The 26,618-nt window shown below is 34.9% G+C and carries 15 protein-coding genes; 8 read left to right on the forward strand and 7 right to left on the reverse strand.

From position 1 onward, the window contains the following. Nucleotides 1-109: 109 nt before the first annotated feature. From ACKC83_RS17270 to ACKC83_RS17285, 4 genes are all read right to left on the reverse strand, one after another. Nucleotides 110-1,435 carry a rhamnogalacturonidase gene (locus ACKC83_RS17270; RefSeq protein WP_434036507.1) on the reverse strand — a complete coding sequence of 442 codons (1,326 nt, stop codon included), beginning with the start codon at nucleotides 1,433-1,435 and terminating at the stop codon, nucleotides 110-112. Between the two features lie 63 nt (nucleotides 1,436-1,498). Further along, nucleotides 1,499-2,830, reverse strand: a complete 1,332-nt coding sequence (locus ACKC83_RS17275; protein ID WP_434036508.1) for a sulfatase family protein — start codon at nucleotides 2,828-2,830, stop codon at nucleotides 1,499-1,501. Nucleotides 2,831-3,049: 219 nt separating this feature from the next. Further along, nucleotides 3,050-5,146 carry a RagB/SusD family nutrient uptake outer membrane protein gene (locus ACKC83_RS17280; RefSeq protein WP_434036509.1) on the reverse strand — a complete coding sequence of 699 codons (2,097 nt, stop codon included), beginning with the start codon at nucleotides 5,144-5,146 and terminating at the stop codon, nucleotides 3,050-3,052. 42 nt (nucleotides 5,147-5,188) lie between these two features. Next, entirely contained in the window at nucleotides 5,189-8,341 is a 3,153-nt protein-coding gene (locus tag ACKC83_RS17285) for a SusC/RagA family TonB-linked outer membrane protein (RefSeq protein ID WP_434036510.1), read from the reverse strand. A gap of 568 nt (nucleotides 8,342-8,909) precedes the next feature. Between ACKC83_RS17285 and ACKC83_RS17290 the strand changes: the two genes are divergently transcribed. The 8 genes from ACKC83_RS17290 to rhaM all read left to right on the forward strand — a co-directional run bounded on the left by ACKC83_RS17290 (nucleotide 8,910) and on the right by rhaM (nucleotide 18,537). Next, complete coding sequence (locus ACKC83_RS17290; protein ID WP_434036511.1) at nucleotides 8,910-10,181, forward strand: oligogalacturonate lyase family protein; 1,272 nt, start codon at nucleotides 8,910-8,912, stop codon at nucleotides 10,179-10,181. A gap of 2 nt (nucleotides 10,182-10,183) precedes the next feature. After that, nucleotides 10,184-12,922 carry a glycosyl hydrolase gene (locus ACKC83_RS17295; protein ID WP_434036512.1) on the forward strand — a complete coding sequence of 913 codons (2,739 nt, stop codon included), beginning with the start codon at nucleotides 10,184-10,186 and terminating at the stop codon, nucleotides 12,920-12,922. After that, complete coding sequence (locus ACKC83_RS17300; protein WP_434036513.1) at nucleotides 12,912-14,036, forward strand: glycoside hydrolase family 88/105 protein; 1,125 nt, start codon at nucleotides 12,912-12,914, stop codon at nucleotides 14,034-14,036. Before ACKC83_RS17295 ends, ACKC83_RS17300 begins: the two co-directional genes overlap by 11 nt. 112 nt (nucleotides 14,037-14,148) lie before the next feature. Further along, nucleotides 14,149-15,486 (forward strand): glycoside hydrolase family 28 protein, encoded by a 1,338-nt coding sequence (locus ACKC83_RS17305; protein ID WP_434036514.1) that lies wholly within the window; start codon nucleotides 14,149-14,151, stop codon nucleotides 15,484-15,486. Nucleotides 15,487-15,678: 192 nt separating this feature from the next. Further along, nucleotides 15,679-16,185 (forward strand): hypothetical protein, encoded by a 507-nt coding sequence (locus tag ACKC83_RS17310; RefSeq protein ID WP_434036515.1) that lies wholly within the window; start codon nucleotides 15,679-15,681, stop codon nucleotides 16,183-16,185. A 22-nt stretch (nucleotides 16,186-16,207) separates the two neighbouring features. Further along, nucleotides 16,208-16,363: a hypothetical protein gene (locus ACKC83_RS17315; RefSeq protein WP_434036516.1), complete on the forward strand. Its 156-nt coding sequence runs from the start codon at nucleotides 16,208-16,210 to the stop codon at nucleotides 16,361-16,363. Nucleotides 16,364-16,415: 52 nt separating this feature from the next. Next, a complete protein-coding gene (locus ACKC83_RS17320; protein WP_434036517.1) occupies nucleotides 16,416-18,218 on the forward strand; it encodes a prolyl oligopeptidase family serine peptidase in 1,803 nt (600 codons plus the stop codon). Nucleotides 18,219-18,222: 4 nt separating this feature from the next. Beyond that, complete coding sequence (gene rhaM / locus ACKC83_RS17325; RefSeq protein WP_434036518.1) at nucleotides 18,223-18,537, forward strand: L-rhamnose mutarotase; 315 nt, start codon at nucleotides 18,223-18,225, stop codon at nucleotides 18,535-18,537. A 747-nt stretch (nucleotides 18,538-19,284) separates the two neighbouring features. Here the strand turns inward: rhaM and uxuA are convergent. From uxuA to ACKC83_RS17340, 3 genes are all read right to left on the reverse strand, one after another. Further along, entirely contained in the window at nucleotides 19,285-20,484 is a 1,200-nt protein-coding gene (gene uxuA, locus ACKC83_RS17330) for a mannonate dehydratase (RefSeq protein ID WP_434036519.1), read from the reverse strand. Nucleotides 20,485-20,503: 19 nt separating this feature from the next. After that, nucleotides 20,504-21,322, reverse strand: a complete 819-nt coding sequence (locus tag ACKC83_RS17335) for an SDR family oxidoreductase (RefSeq protein WP_434036520.1) — start codon at nucleotides 21,320-21,322, stop codon at nucleotides 20,504-20,506. Nucleotides 21,323-21,713: 391 nt separating this feature from the next. Next, nucleotides 21,714-26,234 (reverse strand): autotransporter-associated beta strand repeat-containing protein, encoded by a 4,521-nt coding sequence (locus tag ACKC83_RS17340; protein ID WP_434036521.1) that lies wholly within the window; start codon nucleotides 26,232-26,234, stop codon nucleotides 21,714-21,716. Nucleotides 26,235-26,618 lie beyond the last annotated feature (384 nt).

The following is a 26,618-nucleotide window of genomic DNA, read 5'->3' on the forward strand; positions in this document are numbered from 1 at the left end:
ACCTATTTTTGTTCTTAAACACTTGCCATTGAGTCACTAAAAACCTCTTATAATTAAGCTAAGTACATCCTATTCACCCTAAAAACATTAAATATATTATGTTTAAAATTTATTTAACCAATGCATCATTCACATAAACATTCTTAAATGAAATACCATCCACTAAATTCTTGTTAATGGTAGCATCTTTGGATATGATTTTTGAATCTTCAAAGGTGAAATCTTTAAGTTTAATGTTATCATAATCGTCTACTGCAAAGAAACGATCGCAATTTAAATTCAAGTTTTTCATTGTAATATGTGCCCCTGTAGATAATGGCGGATCCTTTCGCCCTTGCAAGTCAAAAAATTGTTTCCACTGATAAACAACCAATCCACGTTTTACATTTCCTTTAATATTATCGACTAAAATATGTTCGTAAAGTTGTGGGGTGTCTGGTCTCATTTTAAGCCAAAGTAAACGTGAAGGTCCATCGACCTTACAATTTCTAAAAATAATATTTCGGTTATGAATAGATTCACTACCGTTTGTTAATGCAGAATGACAATACCCAAATTCACAATCTTCAATTATAATATTAGAATTCCCCCCATTTCCTTCTTCGGTATCTGCCCATGGCCCTTTTCCACCTTTTAATGCAATGGCATCATCGTTAACAGACATATAACAGCCTTTTATTAGTACATTATTACAAACATCTAAATCGATAGCGTCTGTGCTTGGTGCCTTAATGGGTTGGTAAGGCGAATAAATATATAAATCTAATAATTTTACGTTATTGCATTGATAATAATGGCTCGACCAAAACCCTGCATTTATTAATTTTACATCCTGAAGTTGCACATTATTCGAATTCCAAATAAACACCAAACGGGGTCTAGAAACTTCCAAATTTGTACATTTTGGATTCTCTTCACGTCGCTCCCAAAAGGCTTTCCAGTAATTTAAACCGTTCCCGTTAATTGTTCCTGTACCAGAAATTGAAAATCCGTCTACACTATATGCATTTACTAAAGCTGGAAAATATTCTAAATTTTGGCCTTCCATTCTCGATGGCATAATCGGATAATTTTCAATATTATCAGAACCTTTTAAAACGCCACTTTTAGTAACATGTAAGTGCGTTTTTGGCTTAAAGAAAAGGGCTCCACTTAAAAATACGCCTTCAGGAATAATAATAACCCCACCTCCATTTTTAGATGCTAAATCGATTACTCCCTGAATTTTAGAAGTTTGAACAATGGTACTATCGTTAACCACTCCAAAATCTGTTATTTTATAGGGTGTACCTAAATCTTTTAATTTAATTTTAGTATCGTCTCTAAACCAATCTGTTATTTCTGTTCCATCTGGAAACAGATCCTTTTGTTTTTGTGCATTAGCAATTGTAACTATGCATAAGAAGCAAATAATACTTTGCAAAATTGTTTTCATATATGCTTTATTTTGAAATTAATTTATTTAGTTGTTAAGTTTTAATTTTAATGAATTTGTGTTTTACTTCAATTCAACATTTACTGTTTTATCATCCTTATCAAACTGTAATTGCAGTAATTTTTTCATTTTAGCAGTTACTGTCGTATCGAGATCAATCACATTATATTGTTCCTTAAAATCGGCTTCCAAGTTAAACAGGCGATAAGTCGCTTCCGATGTGTCTAAATGTCTGTTCCTAATTATTTTCCAAGGTTTATGAATTAAACTTTCTTGTTTATGACCTCGAATATAAATATCATGTGTTGTTAAGTGTTGCGGATTTTCAATAGTTGGCCATACATTTTTGCCTTCGACATGTGATGGAATTTCTGCATGAACTAACGATAATATTGTGGGCATAATATCCGTAATCGACATATAATTAGAATTTAATTGTTCTGGTAAATGTCCTTTCCAATACATAACAGCAGGAACTCGAATGGCTCCTTCAAAATTAGATGTTTTCCAATCTCGTAAGGGATCATTACTACCTAAAACTGGATTAGGCTTAAATTTCCCGTTATATTGACTGGTCGGATTCCAATGTTCCATAGCACCATTATCACTCATAAAAATAATTAGAGTATTCTCTTCTAAAGATTGTTCCTTTAATGCTTCTAAGACCTTCCCTATACTATTATCCATGTGCGTCATAGCTGCAGCATAATCTCGTCTAGATGAATTTTTTATAGATTTTAGGTAAGGTGCTTTCCATTGCTCTTCTTCTTGAAGTGGAAAATGTGGTGCACTATACGCAAGTTGAACATAAAAATTCTTTGTAGTGTCTCTTAACTTGGTTAACCAATGAATAGCTTCATTTGTTATTAAATCTGTTGTATGTCCTTCTTCTTCAATCAACTTAGAATTGCGATACCAACTTGCATCTCCATTTTTATAACGATGTGTATATTGATCAATTTGTCCATGAAGAAAGCCATAAGAATAATCGAAACCAAACGTATTAGGCCCATTAGCTATATCCAAACCTAAATGCCATTTTCCAAATAATGCATTTTCGTAATTATGTTGTTTTAAAACTTGTGGGAGTGTTATGATAGAATCTGGTAATGTTTTTTTACTTGTCCCACTTATAGGAGCCACGATACCAATTCTACTTGCAGGCATACCTGTTAGTAAAGACACTCGTGTAGGTGAACAGGTAGGGTTAACATAAAACCGTTGCAATAGAACCCCTTGATGAGCAAGCAAATCTATATTTGGTGTCTTAATTTCTGATCCATTAAAACCCACATCGTTCCAACCTGCATCGTCTGCAATAATGACCAAAATATTTACTTGTTTTTCACTTTCTAACTTAGAGCGTTTCGTTTTCTCTATACAACTTACACTCATGAAACATATGACACTTAAGATTGTGTAATTTACGATATAAGTAATAACTCTTATTTTCATTAGGTTTAGTAATCTATTAACGTCTCTATGGTGTCCTGTTTCAAATATATAATATCAATGAGTGAATAGTATCCTGCCCAATACTGAAATTATAAAAAAAAGAAGCTCTTTAAAATTAAACTTTAAAGAGCTTCTTTAATAAAACAAACAAATTATAAATTAATATCCTGGGTTTTGCCACTCTGCTTTTTGAGCACCTGTTAGGTTAGATCCATCTTCGTTTAACAATCCATCTATAAAAGATTGTGGGATTGGTCTAAGCTCGTGCTTGTTCGCAGTAATATTTGGAGCTGCTTCAGCATTAAAAGCTCTAGCTCTAGTTATTAATGTCCCCGTACGAGATAAAGTTTCCCAACGTTGCCACTCGCCTAATAATTCTCTTGTACGCTCATTTAAAATGAAATGTAAAGCTCTTTCGTAATCACTACTTGCACCAACTTTAGCTAACACAGCTTCATCTTCTGGAGGCAGATTACTTGGAAAAGATTTTAAACTTAAATCTGATTCCTCTGTAGTTACAGCTAAATCTGGATTTGATAAATAATACGTATTCATATTCAAATTCGAATTGATGTAATTTTCTGCGGCCGACCCCTCATTTAAAGAATTATTTTCGAAAGCGACAGATCCATCAATATAATACGATCTATTTTCTCCCGCTTTCCATTGTGCTCTTCTTCTAACCACATTAATATCCTCCATTGCACTACCGTATTGTCCTAAACGCACATAGCTTTCAGCTCTTAAAAGATAGGTTTCAGAAAGTCTTGCCATTGTTACATCTCGATGTGCATCTCCTTTTTCTGCAAAACGAGAACCATCATCCGTTTTATTGATACCAGCAAAGAAGTTACTAATTGGTTGACTCTTAAACTTAGGTGCCACATATTCGCCATGTTGATATAATACAGATACGTTTGGTACAAATTGTCCAACTTCACTTGTTAAACTCCCTTGGTTTTGTGATTGGCGATTTCCTAATTTCCATTCTGGTAAACGCCCAGCGTCATCTGTCCAGTTTGGATTTTGTAAATAAGCTCCAAAATTGTAACCGTTATAAGTATTATCATTTTTATCATTTAAAATCATTACAATTCCTGGATCTCCTAATTCTACCCCTATATCGGAATCTGGTAAGGAATTTGTTCCATATACTGTTTTAAATGTTTTCCACATACGCGCATCATTTACATGATCGAAAACAGCATAACTATATTCTGTTGGACGACAACGTTGAAAATCCATTCCTCCAATCCAAACACCTCGTCTTACCCAACCTCCAGAAAAATTAGAAAATTGTGGTGTAAAGTAATTATAAGTACGATTACCAAAACGTCCTGATGTAGACTCATCGGCATTATGACCTGCTGCCATTAAAATCTCTGGTAACTGCTCACTTTCACTATCAATACCTGTCCAATTAGCAAATAAATCGTTATAATCGTTTGCTAAAGCCCCACGAGCACCAATAGCATATGTACACACGTCTATTGCTTCATTCATATCAGATTCTATATATTCGCTATTCCAATCATTATTACGTTCAGACGAACGGAATAATAATGCTTTAGCTAAAAAATGAGCTGCTGTAGCTTTGGTCCAAGTAATTCCCATACCATAGGTAAACACTTCTCCTTCAAAATGCTCATAAGCATTACGTAAATCTGAAATGACTTGCTCCCAAGACTCTTCATCTGTTGCTCTTGTAAAGTTTCTAACAATCCCTTGAGATGGTTCTGTTTGTAAAACTACTCCTCCATATTGAGCTGTTAAACGATAGTAATTATAACCTCTTAAAAAATAAGCATGTGCTAAACTCCGGTTACGTACACTTTCATTCTCTATTTTATCTGCATTTGCAATAATTGTGTTACAAGATGAAATACCGTAATACAATTGATCCCAAAGATCTGATGGGCTTGTTGCATTCTTATTAGCGGCTCCAGTTGCCGGTGTTGCTCCTGCTGGTCCGAACCTATTATCATAGGTATTCCACATTTCATTAGTTAAATCATTAGCATTGGTAAACTCATCGGTACCGTATAGAGTTGTACCGTATGCCCACTCGTAACCGAAGTGCCAACGAATATTACCATACAAAGACACTGCTAAAGCTTCAATTCCCTCTGCGGTTTCAAAATAATCCGTCGAATATTGATTTGTTAACTCTTCATCGAGAAAATCCTTGGAGCACGAGCCCAACGTACATATCATAAGAATGATAGCCCCAATTTTTAAGTTTCTTATATTTTTCATACTGTATATTTTTAAATTATCCTTTTTATAAAATAAATATCATTAAATACCTACATTAATTCCCATAACGAAGCTACGGTTATAAATAGATGAATTCACATCAAAATCATACCAGTCTGCTGACTGATACAAACTTCCTGGGTTAAGGACCTGTGTGTAAATTTTCAGATTAGACACCCCTATTCTATTACTTAATTCTTGAGAGAAGTTATAACCCAATGAAATGTTACGAATTTTAACAAATCCTGCGTCTCTAAATCCTAAAAGTCCCGAAAAATCGTCTTGAGATCCAGAAGTTGCCTGCCCTAATATTGGCTTTTGAAACTCGGCATTTGGGTTATCTGGTGTCCAATAATCTACTTGATATTGATTACTATGTGCTGTCATAGCCTGAGCACCTACGTTTGCTGTATAACCTAAACGTGAGAAAATATTTATACCCAATTCTAAACCTTTATATCTAAACGTGTTATTAAACCCTAACACCCATCTTGGATTACTATTCCCTATTATCACACGATCTTCTGGTGTCATCATAAAATCTCCATTTTGATCTTTAGGGCGTACATTTCCTGGAGAAAAATCAGCTCCATTAGCATTCCATAGTTCCATTTCTGCTAAATCTTCCGGTGTATTTTGCCATAAGCCTTCGTTATCGTAACCATATCGCACTGCAATAGAATTCCCTATAAACCATGCATTATCTACCATGTCGTTTTTACCGTATGCTAAACTTTCAATTTCATCCTTTTGCCAAGTTACATTTAAATTCGTATCCCATGAAAAGCCATTGTCAGACATTACTGGTGTGGCATTAAGTGTTACCTCAACCCCTCTATTAGTTGTTTCACCTATATTTGCCCAAGTGCTAGGAAAACCAGTAAGTGTTGGTATATTAACAAGCATTAACAAATCATCTGTATAAGACTTGTAAACATCTACAGAACCGCTTAACCTGTTATTAAGCATTCCAAAATCTAATCCAATATTATATTGAGTGGTCTTTTCCCAACCTAGATTAGGGTTAGCCATACTCAGCTGACTGCTACTATAATAAGGCTCATTAGTTGTATACCCTACTTGGTTGGACATGCCGTTAAATGGCAAATAAATTTGTCTTATATCACCTAGTGTATCGTATGGACCTACCGAAGAGTTACCAGTTACACCAGCTCCTAATCTTAATTTTAAATTATTTAACCAAGTTGAATTATCTAAAAAGGCTTCTTGATCAAGTCTCCAAGCCAATGCTAAAGATGGGAAAAAATCCCATTTATTTCCTTCCGAAAGTTGAGATGCACCATCCCATCTTCCTGAAAAAGTTAATAGATAACGATCGTCGTAACCATAATTAAAACGCGCCATGTACGAACTTAACTGTCTTTCTGTAAGGCCTGATCCAAAACTTGCAGAATTATCTGGATTTGCAATATCAATAGCCCCCATATTATTCCATAAATAAGATTCTTTTGGTATGTTATTAGCTGACATTCCTGAAGTCTCTGTGTGCCAGCTTGAAGCCGTTTGTAATAAAGTAACACCTAATTTATGCATTTCTGAAAATGTTCTGTTATACAATAACATATTATCTACTGTCCAAGAAATATCGCGACGGTTATTCAGTCTTGCATAATTTTGTCCGTTACTCCCATCAGAGTTTATTCTATTTGCAGAAGACCCATCGATATAAGCACCTTCTCTCCAGTAACGAAAATCTGGTCCAAAATTAAGTTTATAACTAAACCCTTCTAAGGCATCGGTTATGGCTCCAAAATCTACAGTTGCAGAAAAACTACCTAATGCCCTCATAGTTTGAGAGATTTGTGTCGTTTTCTCCCATTCATTCATTATCGTATAGATACCAGATTCTCCTCCTGGATTAATAACCAAATTTCCATCTTGATCGTAAGGTACGGCCATATTATAGATAGATTTGGCCGCATCGTAAATGGCATTTGGCCCCGAGCCACTCCTACCCCCTAGTCTTGAAAATCCATAATCTCGCTCACTCCAAGATACATTCATGGTAGCATTTAATTGAAACCAATCTACAGGATCTATAATTGTGCTTAATTTAGCCGTATATCTATCGTAGAATTGTCCTTTTTGAGTTCCTTCATTTTTTAAATACCCAAAAGACCCAAATCCCTTAACCTTTTCCGTACCACCACTAGCACTAATCGTGTGCTCACTCGATAACGCTGTTTGCGTTACATAATCTGTCCAATCTGTATTCCTCACTCTTGAAGGATCCCAAGAACCATTTTCCCAACCTTGTAACACATTATCTCTAGACGTTTGACCATCTAAAGCACTATCAAATAACATAGTATCATTTTCTAAGGTAGGATTATTTGGATTTGCATACGTTTCAGGATCTAAATTATATGCTGCATGTCTACGAAAATCAATAAAATCTGAAGCACTCATAGAAGGAAGTCTATCCACAATATTAGACGTAGTGAAAGTTCCTGTATAATTCAAACTAAACTGTCCTGCTTTTGCTTGTTTGGTGGTAACTATTACAACACCATTCGCTCCTCTAGAACCGTAAATAGCTGTAGACGATGCATCTTTTAAAACATCGATAGACTCAATATCTCTAGGATTTAAAGTTTCAATTCCTGACCCAGACATTAAAGGCACACCATCTACCACATAAAGTGGTGAATTACTTGCACTTATCGATCTATTACCACGAATACGAATACTTCCCACTTCCCCTGGCCGTTGATTACTTGTAATATCAACACCTGCTGCTTTTCCTTGTAAAGCTTCTAACGCATTACTTACTGGTTGAGTCATTAACTCCTCAGCATCCACAGTTTCTACAGCTCCAGTAACATCACTTTTTTTCTGAGTTCCATAACCCACAACTACTACTTCATCTAATTGTGCCATGTCTGTTTGTAAAATTACTTCGATAACGTTTGAAGTCCCTACTGTTTTTTCAATTGATAAAAATCCAACATAAGAAAAAACCAAGATCTCTCCTTGTAGTGCCGAAATTTCATAGTTTCCATCAAAATCGGAAACAGTTCCTTTTGTGGTACCTTTTAGTAACACATTTACTCCTGGTATTGGCATACCAGAATCGTCAATTATTGTTCCTTCTATTACCTTGGTTTGGGCATATCCCACACCCGATAATAAAGAAAAAACAAACATAAATAAGTAAATTAGTTTTCTTTTCATATTAATAATTAGTTATAGTTTATTTCCTCAAATTTATTTGTTACGCAACCTTTTACCATCCTGTGCTATGCTGAACTATGCATTACAAACAATAATAAACAACACAAAACACTGAATTACAATCGATTACATTTTTAACAAAATATTAAATAGTTATATTTGCTTATGTTAAATTCAAAATTTTAAACAAAATAAATGAAGAATAAAATAATCAAAACCATATTTAAATTGCTACTTTTAATTTTTAAGTAAATAATCACCCCTTCATTTAAATCTTCTTCAACCAATTAGCGATAACCTTAATGTTTAAAGTAAAGGATAATCTAAGTATCATAATTTTTAAAAGAACATACTTAAAGAATATTCTTTTTTCAAAAACATAAAAAAACATTAATAGATCATTTCCTAAACACCATTCTTCAATCTGCGTTACTTTTGAAATAACGTATTACATTTAATTTTAGATTACAAAAAAAGAATCCTTTACGATAAAGTAATAGTATTCTTTTTTTGAACTAACAGGATGGGACAGGATACAAAAACTGTGGGATAACAATATTTTTAAAACATGAAAAAAAATGCACTTTACTACTTACTCATTTTTGTTTTAATCTTTTCATTTTCATGTAAGCAAAACATAAAACAAGATAAACCAATTGAAAATGGCGGATTAGAAACGGCTTACCCCATTCTTGAAACAGGTGGTAAAGACAGCATGCCTGATGTTTGGATTGACAAAGATACCCACCATAAAATTAAAAAACTTACAGATAGAGCTGGAACAAACAGAAGTTTCTATTTTCATAACAACCCGTTTTTACCAACAGCCGATGGTAAAGAAACTTTAATGGTTTTTTATGGAAGTAATGGAAAAGACAAACAGATTTACACAGTTAACTTAAACACCAAAGACACACAGCAAATCACCACTAAATCAGGACATAAATTTGGAGAGATTTTAGGTGTTAAAACTAGAAAGGTATATTACACCATGAGCGATAGTATTTTTGCAACATCAATAGACACCAAGACAGATGAATTTATTTACACCTTTCCGGATAGTATTAAGGGCTCGGCCATTACTTTAAATTCTACTGAAAACAAATTGGCGGGCAAAGTTATTACTAAAAAAGAAGAAAAACTATTACTCGCAAAACTGGGAAATAAAGAAAGTTTTGAAAAAATTTATGAAGCAAAATCAGAACGCTCTTTAGTTCTTATTGATTTAGAATCGAAAACCATGTATCCCTTTTACACGGAGAATGCTTGGCTAAATCACTTACAATTTTCGCCAACAAACTCAGATCTTTTAATGTATTGCCATGAAGGCCCTTGGCATAAGGTAGATCGCATTTGGAATATCAATACTCAAAATTCTGAACTTAAAAAAATACATACAAGAACTGTAAATAGAGAAATTGCTGGTCATGAATTTTTTAGTCCTGACGGAAAAACAATTTGGTTTGATTTACAAATTCCAAGAGGAGAAACTTTTTATTTGGCTGGCAAAAACATAACAACAGGTAAAGAAACACGCTATTCTTTAAAGCGTAACGAATGGTCTATCCATTACAACATCGCTCCGGACCAAAAAACTTTTGCTGGAGATGGCGGGGACGAAAGTCAAGTAGCACACGCCAAGGACGGGAAATGGTTGTATCACCTCACTCCCGTGCAAGACACTTTGGTTTCAGAAAAGTTAGTAAACATGAAACATCATAATTACGATTTAGAACCAAATGTTCATTTCTCTCCTGATGGAGAATGGATCATTTTTAGAGCTAATTTCGAAGGTGATACTCAAATCTATGCGGTTGAATTACAAAAATCTAATATTTAAACATGACAAAACATTATTATATTTTATATTTCCTAACAGTACTTCTATTTTCTTCCTGTGCGACAAAACAAGAAAAACCAACTTCAACTAATTCCAACTGGCCAGACATTACAAACACTACAAAACCTTGGACACGCTGGTGGTGGATGGGAAGTGCGGTCGATAAACCGAATATAAAACAAAATTTAATCGATTTACATCGTGTTGGTATTGGTGGAGTAGAAATCGCTCCTATTTATGGAGTTAAAGACGAAGAAGATAATTTTATAGATTATTTATCACCAAAATGGATGGAAATGCTGGATTACACCATTCATATTACTGATAGTTTAAATATGCAAGTCGATTTAACCTTGGGGACAGGATGGCCTTACGGCGGCCCTCAAGTAATTCCCGAATTCGCAGCTACAAAACTAATATCACAAACCTATACGGTTAAAAAAGGAAATACGATTAACCTAGACATAGCAGTAACTAGTCTTAAGGAAAAACAACCCGCTAAATTACTTTATGTATTAGCTTATGATGAAAGTGGCAATTATTTAGACCTCACACCTCTGCTAAAAAACAACAATTTAAATTGGTCTCCAACAGATTCCAATTACACGATATATGCTATTTTTGAAGGTAAAACAGGTCAAAAAGTTAAACGGGCTGCCCCTGGAGGTTCAGGCTTCACTTTAGATCATTATGCTACAGAAGCTCTAAATGCATATGTCAAACCTTTTGACACCGCTTTAGTTGGATTTAACGGAAAAATTCGATCTATTTTTAATGATAGTTTTGAAGTATATGGCACCGATTTCACACCTAATTTTTTCAAAACTTTTAAAGACCTTCGTGGTTACGATTTAAAACCTTTTTTACCACAACTTTTAAAAGAAGAAAACGATACCATTGGTAACCGTATAAAAAGTGATTACCGCGAAACGCTTTCAGATTTACTTTTAAATAATTTTGACGCCCCTTGGACAGAATGGGCACATTCTAAAAATTTTAAATCGAGATTACAAGCACATGGTTCCCCTGGGAATTTAATCGACTTGTATGCTTCTGCAGATATCCCAGAATGCGAAACGTTTGGTTCGATGCCTTACGATATCCCTGGCCTTAGACGCGATAAAAATGATATTAGAACTGGAGATGCCGACCCTGTTATGTTAAAATTCTCATCATCTGCAGCTCACATTTCCGGAAAAACATTAACATCTTCCGAAACCTTTACATGGTTAAGAGATCACTTTAAAGTAGCACTTTCGCAATGTAAACCAGAAGTTGAAGATTTATTTTTAAACGGTGTAAATCACGTGTTTTTGCACGGTACAACCTATTCGCCTAAACGAGCAGACTGGCCAGGCTGGAAGTTTTATGCGTCTACAAATTTCAATCCGAATTTAACTATTGGTGAAGATGAATCGGAACTCTTTTCGTACATCGCAAATTGTCAGTCAATGCTTCAAGCCGGAACACCAGATAACGAAACCTTATTATATTGGCCTATTTACGACGTTTGGGACGATTACTTAAAAGGCACTCTATTTTTTCAATTTAAAATTCATTCTTTAGACGAATGGTTGCATAATACACCATTTTACAACACCACAACATCCTTAATGGACAAAGGTTATGCAGTAGATTTTATATCTGATAATTTTATTGAGAAAACAACATTTTCCGATGGAAAAATTCGAGTTCCTGGCGGATCCTATAAATCTTTAGTGATTCCCCACTGTGATAATATGCCTTTAAAAACGCTAGAAAAGTTATTAGATTTAAAACAACAAGGGGCATCCATTATTTTTGAAAACCGTCCAAAATCTGTCCCAGGTTATAATAATTTAGAGACACAGAATGAAGCTCTAGCTAATCTTACAAAAAACATCACACCAACTGAAAATTTATTTTCAGATTTAAATAAAGCAACTATTGCACCTGAAACTTTAGTAAAGACCGGATTAAAATATATAAAACGAGACCTTAATGGCGAAAAAATATATTATTTGGTTAATCATACAGCTAATTCCATTTCTACTTTTATCCCGATAAATGTTGAAGGCAAAGATGTGATTCTTTTTGACCCTTTAACGCGGGATTTTGGTAAAGCACTAACAAAAACTGAAAACGGAAAAACACTTGTAAAAGTAAACATCGCGCCTGGAAAATCGTATTTCTTAAAAACAGAAACGCAATCAACAGTTAAAGATTGGGACTATTTTTCTGCTGAAAGTACCGCACAACCGCTAACGGGACCTTGGCACATTTCATTTAAAAACGGTGGCCCTGAATTACCTAATCCAATTACTCTGGACACATTAAAATCTTGGACAGCATTAGGAAAAACCTACGAAGACTTTTCAGGAACTGCTAAATACGAAATCACTTTCGACAATCCAGATAATTCGGTTACGCACTGGCAACTTCAATTAGGAGATGTTCGCGAAAGCGCTAAAGTATGGCTTAACGACACACTTGTAGGCTCGACTTGGTCGTTACCATTTACTTTAAATATCGGTACACTAAAAAAAGGTAAAAACATGCTTCGAATAGAGGTTACAAACCTGTCGGCCAATAGAATTCGCGCCAAAGAATTACGTGGCGAAGAATGGAAAAATTTCTACGAAATCAATATGGTCGATAAAGATTATCAAAAATTTGATGCTACAAAATGGCAACCTATGCCATCTGGACTTTTGGGTCCTATTACATTAACACCATTAAAATTAATAACTCATGAAAAATAAAATCCTTTTAATTTGTATCACCTTTTTAGCGATTCAATTCACAAACGCACAAGAGCTTCCCAATAGAGAAGAAATCTTAAAAACAATGATATCTACCAACGACTATTTTATGAAAAAATGGCCCGATGTTGGTAAAACCATAGTCACCAATAAAGAACGTCCAAGTAATATTTGGACGCGAGGTGTGTATTATGAGGGTTTAATGGCTTTATATGAAATCTGGCCAAAAGAAAACTATTTCGAATACGCCTACGACTGGGCAGAGTTTCATGAATGGAACTTTAGATATGGCGCCGCAAATAGAAATGCAGATGATTATTGTGCAGCCCAAATTTATATCGATTTATATAATCTAGAGCCAGACCCTAAAATGCTAAAAAGCACAAAGGCGTGTATGAACATGTTATTAAACACCCCTCAAAATGACGATTGGTGGTGGATTGATGCACTACAAATGGGTATGCCTGTATTTGCAAAAATGGGCGTTTTAGAACAAGACAATAGGTATTACGAGAAAATGTACGATATGTACATGTACACGCGTAACGAACATGGCGAAAACGGACTTTACAACCCTAAAGATGGCCTATGGTGGCGCGATGCAGATTTCGATCCACCATACACCGAACCTAATGGAGAAGATTCTTACTGGAGCAGAGGTAATGGATGGGTTATTGCAGCTTTAGCTAAAGTATTAACTATAATGCCAGAAGACGCACCACATAGAGATCAATATATTAAAGATTTTAAAGCTATGGCAAAAGCCCTTGTGCCTACACAACGAAAAGATGGCTTCTGGAATGTAAGCTTACACGATCCAACCCATTTTGGTGGTAAGGAAACTTCGGGTACAGCGCTATTTGTTTATGGTATGGCTTATGGTGTAAACAACGGCATTTTAGATCGAGACACGTATTTACCTGTAATTTTAAAAGGTTGGAACGCTATGGTAAAAGATGCGGTACACACCAATGGATTTCTAGGATATTTACAATCTACAGGAAAGGAACCAAAAGATGGTCAACCATTATCATATGATAAAGTACCCGATTTTGAAGATTACGGTTTAGGGTGCTTCCTTTTAGCAGGAGCTGAAGTTTACCGCATAAAATAATTATTTCCATAATAAAAAAGACAACTTTCGTATAATACCTGATCGTTGTCTTTTTTGTATCACTTTACTAACCCGCTTACTAATGAAAAAAGCACTTCTCTTATTAATAATTATGTCAACACTTTTTTCTGCTTGTAATGAGCAAAAAAATGCACTTACTTTTGATACCATTAAGGTTGATGCACCTTTTGACATGCCCACCATACAAATTCCAAACTTTAACAATTGTGAACAGTTTTCTATAGTAAACTTTGGAGCGGTTAAGGGAGATAAAGACAAAAATGCGTTGGCCATTGCAAGCGCAATTTCTGAAGCTCACAAGATTGGAGGAGGTACAGTTGTGATTCCTGAAGGAGAATGGATCACAAAAAAACTACACTTTAAGAGTAATGTAAACCTACATTTAAGTAAAGGTGCCGTTTTACTTTTTTCTGGAGAACCCGAAGATTATTTACCGGCAGTACACACCACTTGGGAAGGTATGGAATGTTATAACTATTCGCCTTTAATTTACGCTTATGAGTGTAAAAACATTGCCATAACGGGCGAGGGACAACTAGAAGCCGACATGAGCACTTGGGAAAAATGGTTTCCGAGACCAAAAGCGCATATGAATAGCTTAAAACATTTATACAACCTATCGGCTAAAAACAGCTTAGTGGAAGAACGCCAAATGGTAAACGACTCGGCCAATTTACGTCCGCAATTCATCCAATTTAACAGATCTGAACATATTCTATTGGAAGGTGTTACCATTAAAAATAGTCCGTTTTGGACCATTCATCCCTATTTATCAAAAGATGTGGTGATTAGAAATGTTAATGTATACGCGCACGGACATAACAATGACGGCGTAGATCCTGAAATGTCTCAAAACATGCTAATTGAAGATTGTGTCTTTGACCAAGGTGACGATGCCATTGCTGTAAAATCTGGTCGTAATCAAGATGCCTGGCGGTTAGATACACCTACAAAAAATGTAGTTATCAGAAATTCTATCATTAAAAACGGACATCAATTATTAGCTATTGGTAGCGAACTTTCTGGAGGCGTAGAAAATGTGTATATGGACAATTGTGAGGTGCTAGACGGAGCTAAATTAGGTCATTTGGTATTTATTAAAACCAACGAACGACGAGGTGGTTACGTAAAAAATATTCATGTAAAGAATATTAAATGCGGAAAAATAGACCTTGGCGTTTTAGGTATCCAAACCGATGTATTATATCAATGGCGGGATTTAGTGCCTACATACGAGACTCGACTAACACCAATTAGCGATATCTACCTTGAAAATTTTGATACTAAAGATGTAAAATTCATTACAAATATTCAAGGCCAAGAAGCCGAACCCGTCAAAAATATTCATCTTAAAAACATTAGCTGTAAAAGTGTAGAAGAAGACAAACACATGCATCAAAACCTAATCGGATTTAGTGACACAAAATAAAATTGATTTAACCTTTTCATGTATTCAAATCATTATATGTAAACACGAAACACTTTTCAAAATTCACCAAATGATATGAAAAAACCTAAAGCTATATTTCATAAAATAGTCTTATTTCTTTGTATCTGTTGCAACTTAAGCCCCGTGGTCTCCCAAGAATTTAAAAGAACGAAATACAACTTTAACATCGATTTGAAATTAAAATCAGGAGATTTTAAAGGTACAGAACAATCAACGTATCGAGATACCAATTGGCAACAGACTACTTTGCCGTATGCCTATAATCCAAAAGAAACGTTTAAAGAGGAAATTACCGATTTTACAACAGGTTATCCCTATTTAGTACATTGGATGCATGTTGCCCCTTGGAAACAAAATGTTGAATCCTGCGACCGTCTTAGAGTAATACAAGCTATGCCTGCTGCTGAAAAAGATTCTAAAGGCAACCAATGGAAACAACGCGTTGCACGCATACGAGATGCAATTATTTACAATAAAAACAACCCTAGTATTAGTTTTTATGAATGCGAAGATGATGCGATTAACGAAGAACTCATGTTTAACATGCAAAGTCTTCTAGATACTTATCCCCCACGGAAACAGAGCCATACGTCCATGCGAAATGCTAGAAAGCAAAGTAGCCAAATACGGTGGCGAAATGTTGAATATTTACAAAAAAGCAGACAATCAAGTGGTTAATTAAGAAGGCACATACCGAAGTTTGGGATATATTACCATTCCTGTAAAACCAGTATTAGCAAAAGAAATATCTCTTGAATTGATTGCGGTGAATAGTGATACCTACAATACCATTGTAGAAGTAGCCCCTAATGCCGAACTTAACGTGTTAAAAAGACATAAAATCTGCGGATGCTAAAGGACAATTACGCATAGTAGAAATTGAATTTTATAAAATTTAGATGAATGTGATGTATAAATCATTTTTTTGGGGATTAATCGTATGTTTGGGATTAACAACTTCTGTTTGGTCTCAAAACCAAGAACGCCCATTATGGAACACCATTCCTGGAGCTATTGAAAGCAACAATTACAAAGAAGAATTTAGGTTAGATTCTAATGGCAATCCCAATGCTATTCGCAGCGTATCTATCCCAACCCTAAAGCCGTTTTTGGTAGGCAACAACAACTCCAAAAATCCTGCCGTTGTGATTTGTCCTGGTGGCGGATATTCGGTATTATCACATATAAAAGAAGGCGATAAAATTGCTGAATGGCTCAACTCCATTGGTATTTCAGCTTTTGTTTTAAAATATCGATTACCTAGCAATGACATCATGGTTGACAAAACCATTGCCCCCCTACAAGATGCTCAGGAAGCAATTCGCACCTTACGCAGACAGGCTAAAGACTGGAATCTCGATCCTGAAAAAATCGGAATTATAGGTTTTTCAGCAGGAGGGCATTTGGCCTCTACGGCTTCAACTCACTATAATGATAACGTTTATACATCTGAAAACATTAGTGCACGACCAGATTTTTCCATGTTAATCTATCCCGTAATTTCAATGGAAGACGGTATTACCCATAACGGTTCAAAAGAGAATCTTTTAGGAAAAACCCCATCAAAAGCACTAATAGAAAAATATTCTAATGAAAAACAGGTTAACAAAAACACGCCACCTACCATTTTAATTCATGCCACCGACGATCATGCTGTTCCTGTTGAAAATAGCATCAATTATTATTTAGCGCTAAAGGAACACCACGTTCCTGCCGAAATGCATCTTTACGAAGATGGAGGCCATGGGTTCGGATTAGGACGACAAGGTACACATACACAATGGCCTAAAGCTTGCGAAAACTGGTTACGTGAGCATAAAATTATTCCTGAAAACCCCGTGTATCTATTTTCATATTTTAAGGGTAACGGTGAAGATGGTTTACACCTCGCTTACAGTAAAGACGGGTACATATGGACTTCATTAAAAAACGACACCTCTTTTTTAACTCCTGAAGTAGGCAAAGATAAATTGATGCGTGACCCATGTATTATTAAAGGAGGAGATGGGCTGTATCATATGGTATGGACCGTGAGTTGGACCGATAAAGGTATTGGTTACGCTAATTCTAAAGATCTTATCCATTGGTCTAAACAAAAATTCATCCCTGTAATGGCTCATGAAGCAGGTACGCGAAACACATGGGCGCCAGAGGTCACGTATAACGATAAGACTAAAGATTATATCATCTATTGGGCGAGTACCATAATAGGTAAATTTCCAGAAACCCAAAGTGCCGAAGATGCCGGCTATAATCATAGATTGTATTACACTAAAACTACAGATTTTGAAATCTTCACACCTACCAAATTATTTTATGAGCCCGGTTTTAATGTTATTGATGCCAGTATTCAGAAATACGATACCGATAACTATGTCATGTTCGTAAAAGACGAAACTAAAGAACCTGTCCGCAAAAATTTAAAAGTGGGTTTTAGTAACAATCTTGAAGGCCCCTACTCTAAGGTTAGTAAACCAATAACAGGAAACTATTGGGCAGAAGGTCCAACAGCCATAAAAATAAACGGGGAATGGATTGTGTATTTTGACAAATACATCGATCATAAATACGGTGCTGTGCGTTCTAAAAACCTAAAAGATTGGACCGATATTTCTGATAAAATTAGTTTTCCAGAAGGCACCCGACACGGTACCATTTTTAAAATCTCAGCAGAAGAATTTAACTCACTAAAAGCAAATATTAAAGACTAGCATTATGATTAGAAAAGCATTTAAAATGAAATTATACCCAGACAAAATTGATACCTATAAATCACGTCATAATCCCATTTGGAAAGATTTAAAAGCCATTTTAAAATCTCATGGTGTACATAACTACAGCATATTTTTTGATTCAGAAACCTCATACACTTTTGGTTATGTAGAAATAGAATCTGAAGACCTGTGGAACAAAATTGCTTCAACCGATATCTGTAAAAAATGGTGGAAGAATATGGCAGAACTCATGGAAACCAATGCGGATTACAGTCCAGTATCTATGGAACTAGAGGAGGTATTTCATTTGGATTAATTTTCTCTATAAAACAAAAAACAGTTTACGGTCTCTAAATTTCGTTAATTTTCAACCTGAATGGAATGCATAGTTTGCATACCACAAAGACCCCTTACTTCATATAGAATACCATTATATATTTCCTGATTTAGTCTTTACTAATGAAGCTCTACTTATACAGGTTTATTTCTATCGCATGTAATTTCTCCACCTGAAAGGAACTACGTCTGGTTTCATAATTATCTAAGCTTTCATTTTTGGTGTACGTCCTAGAGGTGCAAAATAAAAGATAAAGACCTGATTTCCATTTGCAATTATTCCTAAATAGCCTCCTTTAACCTGATCGCCTTTACTCTTTCCTGGTTCTTTTAAAATCTTATTATTTTCCGTTTCTACTGTATTAAATCATAAGAAGTATACATGCTTAACCCAGCCCTATTATCAATAATCATCCAATAATACCCTTGCCATTCAAAAACATCTGGGCCCTCTTCTCTTCTATCATTTACTAACTTTTCTGCATCTTAAAAACGAGATCTAAAGTCTCACAGAACTGTTCGAAATAATAGTAGAAAAGAGAGGTAATTGTCATGAACAACGAGATCGCAGTCTCAATACACAAAAACAATCTTAATCCTCTCTTTTTGTTCTTTCTGATTTGATACTTAATTTATAACTTATATTTGATAAGGCTAACTTAAGATATACAAACGAGATATCTTGTGGCAGGTCGTATACGCATTTTAGTTAAATCAAAAAAAGAAATTAATTTTTCAACAGATATTTTCGTACCCCTTTCTCAAGACCGACTAATTCTGATAGACCCTTTAACCTTCCCAACGTTGAATATCCAGGATAAAACTCGTCCATACGCTTCATATCATCTAAGATCACATGCCCGTGATCTGGCCGCATAGGAATCCCTACAACCCCTGATTTTGTTTCTTCTCTTTTAATCTGCTCTGTTACAAAAGCAGACATTAAATCAACCATATCTGTGGTGCCTTCAAAAAGGTTCGCCTCGTGAAACGATTGCTGGCCTTCGCGTTTTACATTCCGCAAATGGATAAAGTGAATTTTATCACCAAAATCATTAATTATGTCTAACATTTCATTGGTTTCTGAAGCACCTAAAGACCCGGAACAAAAGGTAAGACCGTTGGAAATGCTCTCGCAACTTTCTAATACAAACTTTATATCGTTATAATTAGACACAATTCTTGGCAATCCTAAAATTGAAAATGGCGGATCATCGGGGTGAATACACAATAGAACACCTAACTCTTGGGCAAAAGGAATAACTTGCTGTAAAAAGTAAGCCAAATTTTCTTTTAAAATATGCTTATCTATCTGCTCGTAATTATCTAAATGTTTTTGAAAATCTGCTATACTTAAAACATCTCTAGTCCCAGGTAAACCTGCTAATACACGATCTCTCAGGTTATCTCTTTCCGAAGTTGTTAAATTCTGAAAATAGGTTGCTGCTTTCTGTTGAATATCTAAACTAAAATCTTTTTTAGCCCCTTCCCGTTTTAAAATAAATATATCGAATGCTGCTAAAGCGACATGATCGTAACGTAAAGCCGATGCATTACCATTGACCTTAAAATCTAAGTCTGTTCTAGTCCAATCTAAAACGGGCATAAAATTATAACAGACCACTTTAACATTGTTTGCTGCTAAATTTTTTAGCGTTTGCTTATAATTTTCAATAAATATATCGCGATCTGGTTTTCCTTGTTTAATACTTTCATGTACATTAACACTCTCTACAACCGACCATTTTAAATTAGCAACTTCAATATCTTGCTTTCGTTTAAGAATGTCTTCTTTTGACCATACCTCACCCGTAGGAATATGATGAAGTGCGGTCACCACTCCTGTGGCTCCTGTTTGACTAATATCCTGCAATGTAACGCCAAATTCAGGACCAAACCAACGGAACGTTTTTTCTAAATATTTCATACAATTCTATAATTTAATATTAAACACCAGAGTACGAACTAAAACCACCATCTACCGGAATTATAGTCCCCGTAATAAAACTTGCGGCATCAGAACATAAAAACTGTACCAAACCATTTAATTCTGTGATATCTCCAAACCGCCCCATACTCGTTCTGGCAATTACTTTTTTACTTCTTTCCGTGTACGAACCATCTTCATTAATTAATATTTTTCCATTTTGATCACCTATAAAAAAGCCTGGTGCAATTGCATTTACACGTACCTTTTCTCCAAATTTAGTTCCCATTTCCATAGACATCCATTTCGTAAATATGTCTATACCACTTTTAGCAACCGAATACCCAGGCACACGAGTAATTGCAGAGAAAGTTGCCATAGAAGACACATTTATAATACTACCGCTACCTTGTTTGGCCATAATTTCTCCAAAAACTAAACAGGGGTAAACGGTACCATTCATGTTTAAATTTGTGACTTTTTCAAAGTCATCAATTTTCATATCAAAAACAGTTTGGTCTTCTGTTAAGGTCGCCCCAGGTAAATTACCACCTGCTGCATTAATTAAAATATCAATGGTTCCCCATTTTTCAACAATCTTCTTCCGGGTGGATTTCATCTCTTCAACGTCAAGCACGTTAGACACAAAACCGACAACCTCACCGCCGAGTTGTGTTAAAGCTGTCACCGAAGCATTTACATTATCTTCTCTAATATCCAGAACAACAACCTTTACTCCAGATTCTACAAGGCTTTTAGCAATGCTTCCTCCTAAAACTCCACCACCGCCAGTGACTACAGCGACTTTACCAGATATATCAAACACTGATTTTTTCATAATATATTTATTCTTTATTTTGGCTAATAATTCATCAAAATTTGGACTCAATCGGTCACATTATTTTATTTTATAAAATAGTATAATTTAAATCCACTTCTCTTACCTTGCTATTAAACATAATTTAGAGTCTAATTAAACCCCATCATTCCACATTTAAGAGATCAAGTTAAAATCCTGATTGTAGTAAATAATTGATTTAGCAGTTTCTTACCAATCAATATAAAAAATTCCGTTTTTTTTGGTTCTGCTCAGCCCCCTTCGGGGTTATATTTACTTCAATTTAGGCGAAAAACACTTATAAAATATAAGAGAAGAAACGTTTCTGTATACACGTATAAAGTTTACAACTTTTAAATCTTAAAGTTTTCCAACAGCTATTAAATTCTTTTTATTTTTTTACAATGGTTTTATTAAATACTCCTCTTTTATTCATCAGTTTAACAATATACATCCCACTAGATAGGTGTTGTAAAGAAACGGTGTGCTTGTCACCAGAAAAAGAATTTTCATACAATAAATGCCCTAAATAATTGTAAAGAAAAACATGATTATTTAATTCTGAGTTTTTGCTTAAGACAATATTCAATTGGTTTTTTACTGGATTAGGATACATAGAAACTGAATTTGCATTTAACTCAACCTCTGGATTGGACAAACTATTTTCATTGGCTATTTTCAGGATTCCTTTTGTATATAATTCTGAAGTATCCCAAACTAATTCGCCTTCTAATACAGGAATGATTTCTGAAAACTCACCTTCAATGGTTCGTGCTACAAGAATATTAAAACTATCTCCTTCCTTAAAATCACTTCCATTAATATGTAGTTTACCAGCGGTTGTTAATATTCCTGAAACAGAAAGCACATCATTAGCGTTTTGATCAACATCAATATATACAGTGGAAGTTTCGGAAAAGGTTATATTCTGAGCAAAAGATAATGTTCCAATACTATTGTCTCTTCCTGGAGAAAGCATGGCTTGATCTTTCAAAATAAGATTACCTTGAATTGTCCCTGTTCCCGAAAGCATGGCATTTGCCTCAACAACAACGTCTCCTGTTCCTGTAGCACTACCCTCTAAATTTTCAACAATAAGTTCTCCTTGTTCTATCTTTACTCCTTCCGTAAATGTGCTAGCATTGGTTAAGGTCCAGGCCCCTGTTCCTGTTTTAATAATTCCTGTTTTTGCGTCAGATCCTTTAAAGGAGTCATTATTAATTACGCCATTAAAAATAGCACTGGTGTTTTTTGATCCAATTTTCCATGTTAATGTTCTCCCTCCATATCCTGCTGATAATAACGAACTAGCCGTTCCGGTTAACTCACCAAGCTCTATGGTTTCACTAGAATCTAATCTAAAAACAATGGACACCCCATTTTCTAAATGTATAGACGCATTTGAATAGCCATTTCTATTACCTAATATAAACCAACCGCCATCACTATCTGTAGAGACGTTAACTTGGCCATTAAAAGCAGACCAATCGCCATACATTTCTGCTCTAATCCAAGGGCTATATAATTCTAAAATACCAGATCCAGAGACATTTCCTCTGTATTCACAACGACCATCTAACCTCCATTGTGCTTGTTTATTTTCTGGAATAACCACATTAAAATAGGCTTTACTATAAGAATTATTATCTTCAACCATACTTAACAAACCGTTTTCTAATACAATGTTTCCATCTCCAAAACCAGAACCAATACTTTCTTCAGAACCAAGATAGATACCACCCTCTTTTAGAATAACATCGCCAGTCATGGTATTTTTACTATTTAATTGCAATTGTCCTGCGCCCTTTTTTTCAAGTTGACCTGCGCCAGTAATCTCTCCATTAAGAATGGCGTTTATATTATCTGTAACGATTAGTGTTCCGTTATTATCTAATATTTGCATACCCCGATCTGTTTCTAAATCTGATGTAAATTCTAAAACCCCTCCATTAATTTGAAGATTTTCTGGAAGATTAGATGCCGCTCCTAGAGCTCCAGATTCACCTCCGTTAGAAAGAGATTCTAAAGATAATTTACCAGATTCAATTTTCGTAGTTCCTGTAAAATTATGATTTCCTTTAATAAACAAAGTACCAGAACCTAACTTTTGCAATCCACCATCTCCACTTATATTTCCATCTCCTTGAATATAATATTCTGAAGTTGAATTTACCACGATTTGACTAATTGGAAGAGTTCCTGTTGTTTCCACAGTATTTTTATCTGACGCAGAATCATCAAAAATAACGGTATCTGCTGGAGCGAATAAATCTGAACCTGTTCCATTATACCAATTTAAGGTTTCTGCTAAATCCCAAACATTACTTTCACTACCCCTCCAATATACAGTTGTTGGATTTCTTACCCATTCTACATCCATAGTTATAGCAGTTCCTGTATTTTTTAATTCGTATTTAATTCCAGGTACACCCTGGACTTTAATATCTTCTACATTTAAATTGAAAGCCTTAGTATATTCAACAAGTGTGTAAGTTCCTGTTTGCAATCCGTCTGATAAAATATTTAAATTGAAAGTTACTTGACCGTTAAAATGAACATCCTCATTAAAAATAACTTTATCATTTAATGCTGAAGGATCTTCGGTTAAGTCGAAATTAATATAAATATCACCCTCTATATTGGTTTCTCCATTTATAGTTAAAACGCCTGCCTTATTAATCTCGCTAGCATATATATTTACACCTTTTCCAATAGTAATCGATTTAGAAATGGTACCTTCTCCGCCAATTGCTGCATAATCTTTTACTATAATGGGACTATTTTCTAGTAATCCATTTATAAATAAACCACCTTCCCAGACTGTAGTTTTTCCTTGAAAACTATTCGTGTTATTTAGAAAGACATGACCATTTCCAGATTTATTAAATTCCATAGTTCCATTTAAGTGTCCTTCACCTTGAATTATATAAGCTAAAGATGAATTAAATGTTACACTTGATGGATTAATATCACCAATTAATGCTATTGGGGTATTGGCATCTCCAGAATCGTCAAATAAAACAACATCGTCTTGCTGATACACAGAGGAAGCATCATTATAAGCCCAATTTGAAGATTTATCTATATCCCAAACAGCTCCTGTTTTCCAAATTAATTTATTATTAGAAAGCGGAGCTTGAGGAGGAGTATCCATCCCTGTACCCAAATAAAAAGAAGGCCAAGGCGGTTGATTATAGCCTACATTTTGCCAAGCAATTGCAGATCTGTATTGCGGATCATGCATAAGCGTATACATTTTTCTAGTGGACTCTGTTGGGTTTACAAAAATCCTCAAAGCTTTATTATCACTCGTACGAAGCATTACTTCTTCTCTCCAATCTCCAAACAAATCGGCTTGTAAAGCTGGTGTTTTCTTTGTGCTATTATTCGATTCGCACCCAAGAGCATTAAAAACTTCACCCACACCATATTTACTTATGCTTGTACCATCTAACAACTCACGCTGTAAATCGTCGTCCCACCAAATCGCGAAATTAATTGAAGGTCTGCTATCTTGTACCTTCTCACCTTTTACATTATACACGCCTAAACCGCTGGATGCCCAAGATTCCGCTCCTAAATGATTGGGGTCTATATCGGCAATTAAGCCTCTCCCTACATCAGTATTCATTTTATATTGATAAATAATATCTCCTGTTTTCGCACTTCTAAATGTAATACCATCAACTTTGTTTTCGTGAGGCATAAAAACCTCTTGACCAGGGATTTCTGGATCAAAATCTGAAACATGAAGTGCATCTCCATGACCTAATCCTGTAGTGTAAAGCCCAGTACCATCATTGTCTACGGTCATAGATCCATAAATAATTTCATCTTTGCCATCTGCATCTACATCTGCAATACTTAAACTATGATTCCCTTGTCCTGCATAACCTTTATTCGCCTCATCATTCGAGTCAAATATCCAACGTTGAGACAGTTTACCTCCTTTGAAATCCCACGCTGCTAAAACTGAACGGGTGTAATACCCTCGGCACATTACCAAACTTGGTGTTTTACCATCTAAAAAAGCAACACCTGCTAAAAACCGATCTACTCGGTTTCCATAATTATCACCCCAAGAATTTACACTTCCACGAGCCGGCAGATAATCTACTGTATCCATGGCAGCTCCTGTTTCTCCATTAAAAATGGTTAAAAATTCTGGTCCTTCAAGAATTCTTCCTGCGCTGTTTCTGTAATCTGCATTGGGATCTCCAATTACTGTTCCTATCCCATCTATGGTACCATCGGCTGTTTTACAAGCTATTTCAGATTTGCCATCGCCATCAAAATCGAAAACTATAAACTGAGTATAATGTGCCCCTGCACGAATGTTTTTTCCTAAATCTATTCGCCATTTTAATTCACCGTCTAAAGTATAAGCATCCAAGAACACATGACCAGTATACCCCTCTCTCGAGTTATCCTGGGAATTTGTTGGATCCCATTTTAAAATGATTTCATATTCCCCATCCCCGTCTAAATCACCTACACTGGCATCATTTGCTGTATAAGAATAGGATACATTATCTGGAGTGGTGCCACCAATAGGAGTTTGCAATGGTATTTCTAAATAATTTTGTTGCCAGACTTGAGCTGTTTCCGATTCTTGCTTTTCTTCTCCATTAATAACTGTTTTAACAGAATAAGAAGCGTCTTCAGATATATTATCTAAATAATTAGTAGAGTTTTCTATAGGTACATCATTTATCTTTATGCCATCACGATACACATTAAATGTAGTGGATTGATTTTCGTAGCCTAGCAATCGCCAGCCAATATAAACTTGATTTGTAGTTGTTCTTACCGCAATTAAACCGCGGTTAAGGTTTTCTAGTTTACGCTGTGCTACACTAGAATGTATGCACATAACACATAGAAATAATGCAAAAAAGTAAGTTTTTTTCATTATTAGAAGTTTTGGTTTTGATTAATTAGTATGGTAAAATATAAAGTAAAATGATATTTATAATTACTTCATATGGTTTAAAATAGTATTGATTAATACTTAACATGGGATGAATAACGTTACATAAATTATATTTAATAACCTTTATAAAATTCCATTCCAACATCTACGCTAACACAATAAAATGAGTTAAATGAAAATAAAGCATGTTTTTTATTAATAAATTAAAGATATTCTAATCATCAAAGTATTATATCCTGTACTATCCTGCTGTCAAATGCATTTGTAAATTAAAACTAGAGATTACTTATAAATTACATTGCAGAATAAGCTTATTTCCATTTTACCCTAAAAAAAATAAAAACTAAAGTTATGTCTTCAATT

Source organism: Formosa bonchosmolovskayae (genome assembly GCF_051016085.1).
Taxonomy (GTDB): Bacteria; Bacteroidota; Bacteroidia; order Flavobacteriales; family Flavobacteriaceae; genus Formosa.

What these genes read in the sequence shown, in the direction of transcription:
- uxuA (WP_434036519.1), bottom strand. Translation starts at nt 20,484, where the DNA reads ATGAAATATTTAGAAAAAACGTTCCGTTGGTTTGGTCCTGAATTTGGC.
- ACKC83_RS17280 (WP_434036509.1), bottom strand. Translation starts at nt 5,146, where the DNA reads ATGAAAAATATAAGAAACTTAAAAATTGGGGCTATCATTCTTATGATA.
- ACKC83_RS17285 (WP_434036510.1), bottom strand. Translation starts at nt 8,341, where the DNA reads ATGAAAAGAAAACTAATTTACTTATTTATGTTTGTTTTTTCTTTATTA.
- ACKC83_RS17335 (WP_434036520.1), bottom strand. Translation starts at nt 21,322, where the DNA reads ATGAAAAAATCAGTGTTTGATATATCTGGTAAAGTCGCTGTAGTCACT.
- rhaM (WP_434036518.1), top strand. Translation starts at nt 18,223, where the DNA reads ATGATTAGAAAAGCATTTAAAATGAAATTATACCCAGACAAAATTGAT.
- ACKC83_RS17320 (WP_434036517.1), top strand. Translation starts at nt 16,416, where the DNA reads ATGTATAAATCATTTTTTTGGGGATTAATCGTATGTTTGGGATTAACA.
- ACKC83_RS17305 (WP_434036514.1), top strand. Translation starts at nt 14,149, where the DNA reads ATGTCAACACTTTTTTCTGCTTGTAATGAGCAAAAAAATGCACTTACT.
- ACKC83_RS17290 (WP_434036511.1), top strand. Translation starts at nt 8,910, where the DNA reads ATGAAAAAAAATGCACTTTACTACTTACTCATTTTTGTTTTAATCTTT.
- ACKC83_RS17275 (WP_434036508.1), bottom strand. Translation starts at nt 2,830, where the DNA reads ATGAGTGTAAGTTGTATAGAGAAAACGAAACGCTCTAAGTTAGAAAGT.
- ACKC83_RS17295 (WP_434036512.1), top strand. Translation starts at nt 10,184, where the DNA reads ATGACAAAACATTATTATATTTTATATTTCCTAACAGTACTTCTATTT.
- ACKC83_RS17270 (WP_434036507.1), bottom strand. Translation starts at nt 1,435, where the DNA reads ATGAAAACAATTTTGCAAAGTATTATTTGCTTCTTATGCATAGTTACA.
- ACKC83_RS17300 (WP_434036513.1), top strand. Translation starts at nt 12,912, where the DNA reads ATGAAAAATAAAATCCTTTTAATTTGTATCACCTTTTTAGCGATTCAA.
- ACKC83_RS17340 (WP_434036521.1), bottom strand. Translation starts at nt 26,234, where the DNA reads ATGAAAAAAACTTACTTTTTTGCATTATTTCTATGTGTTATGTGCATA.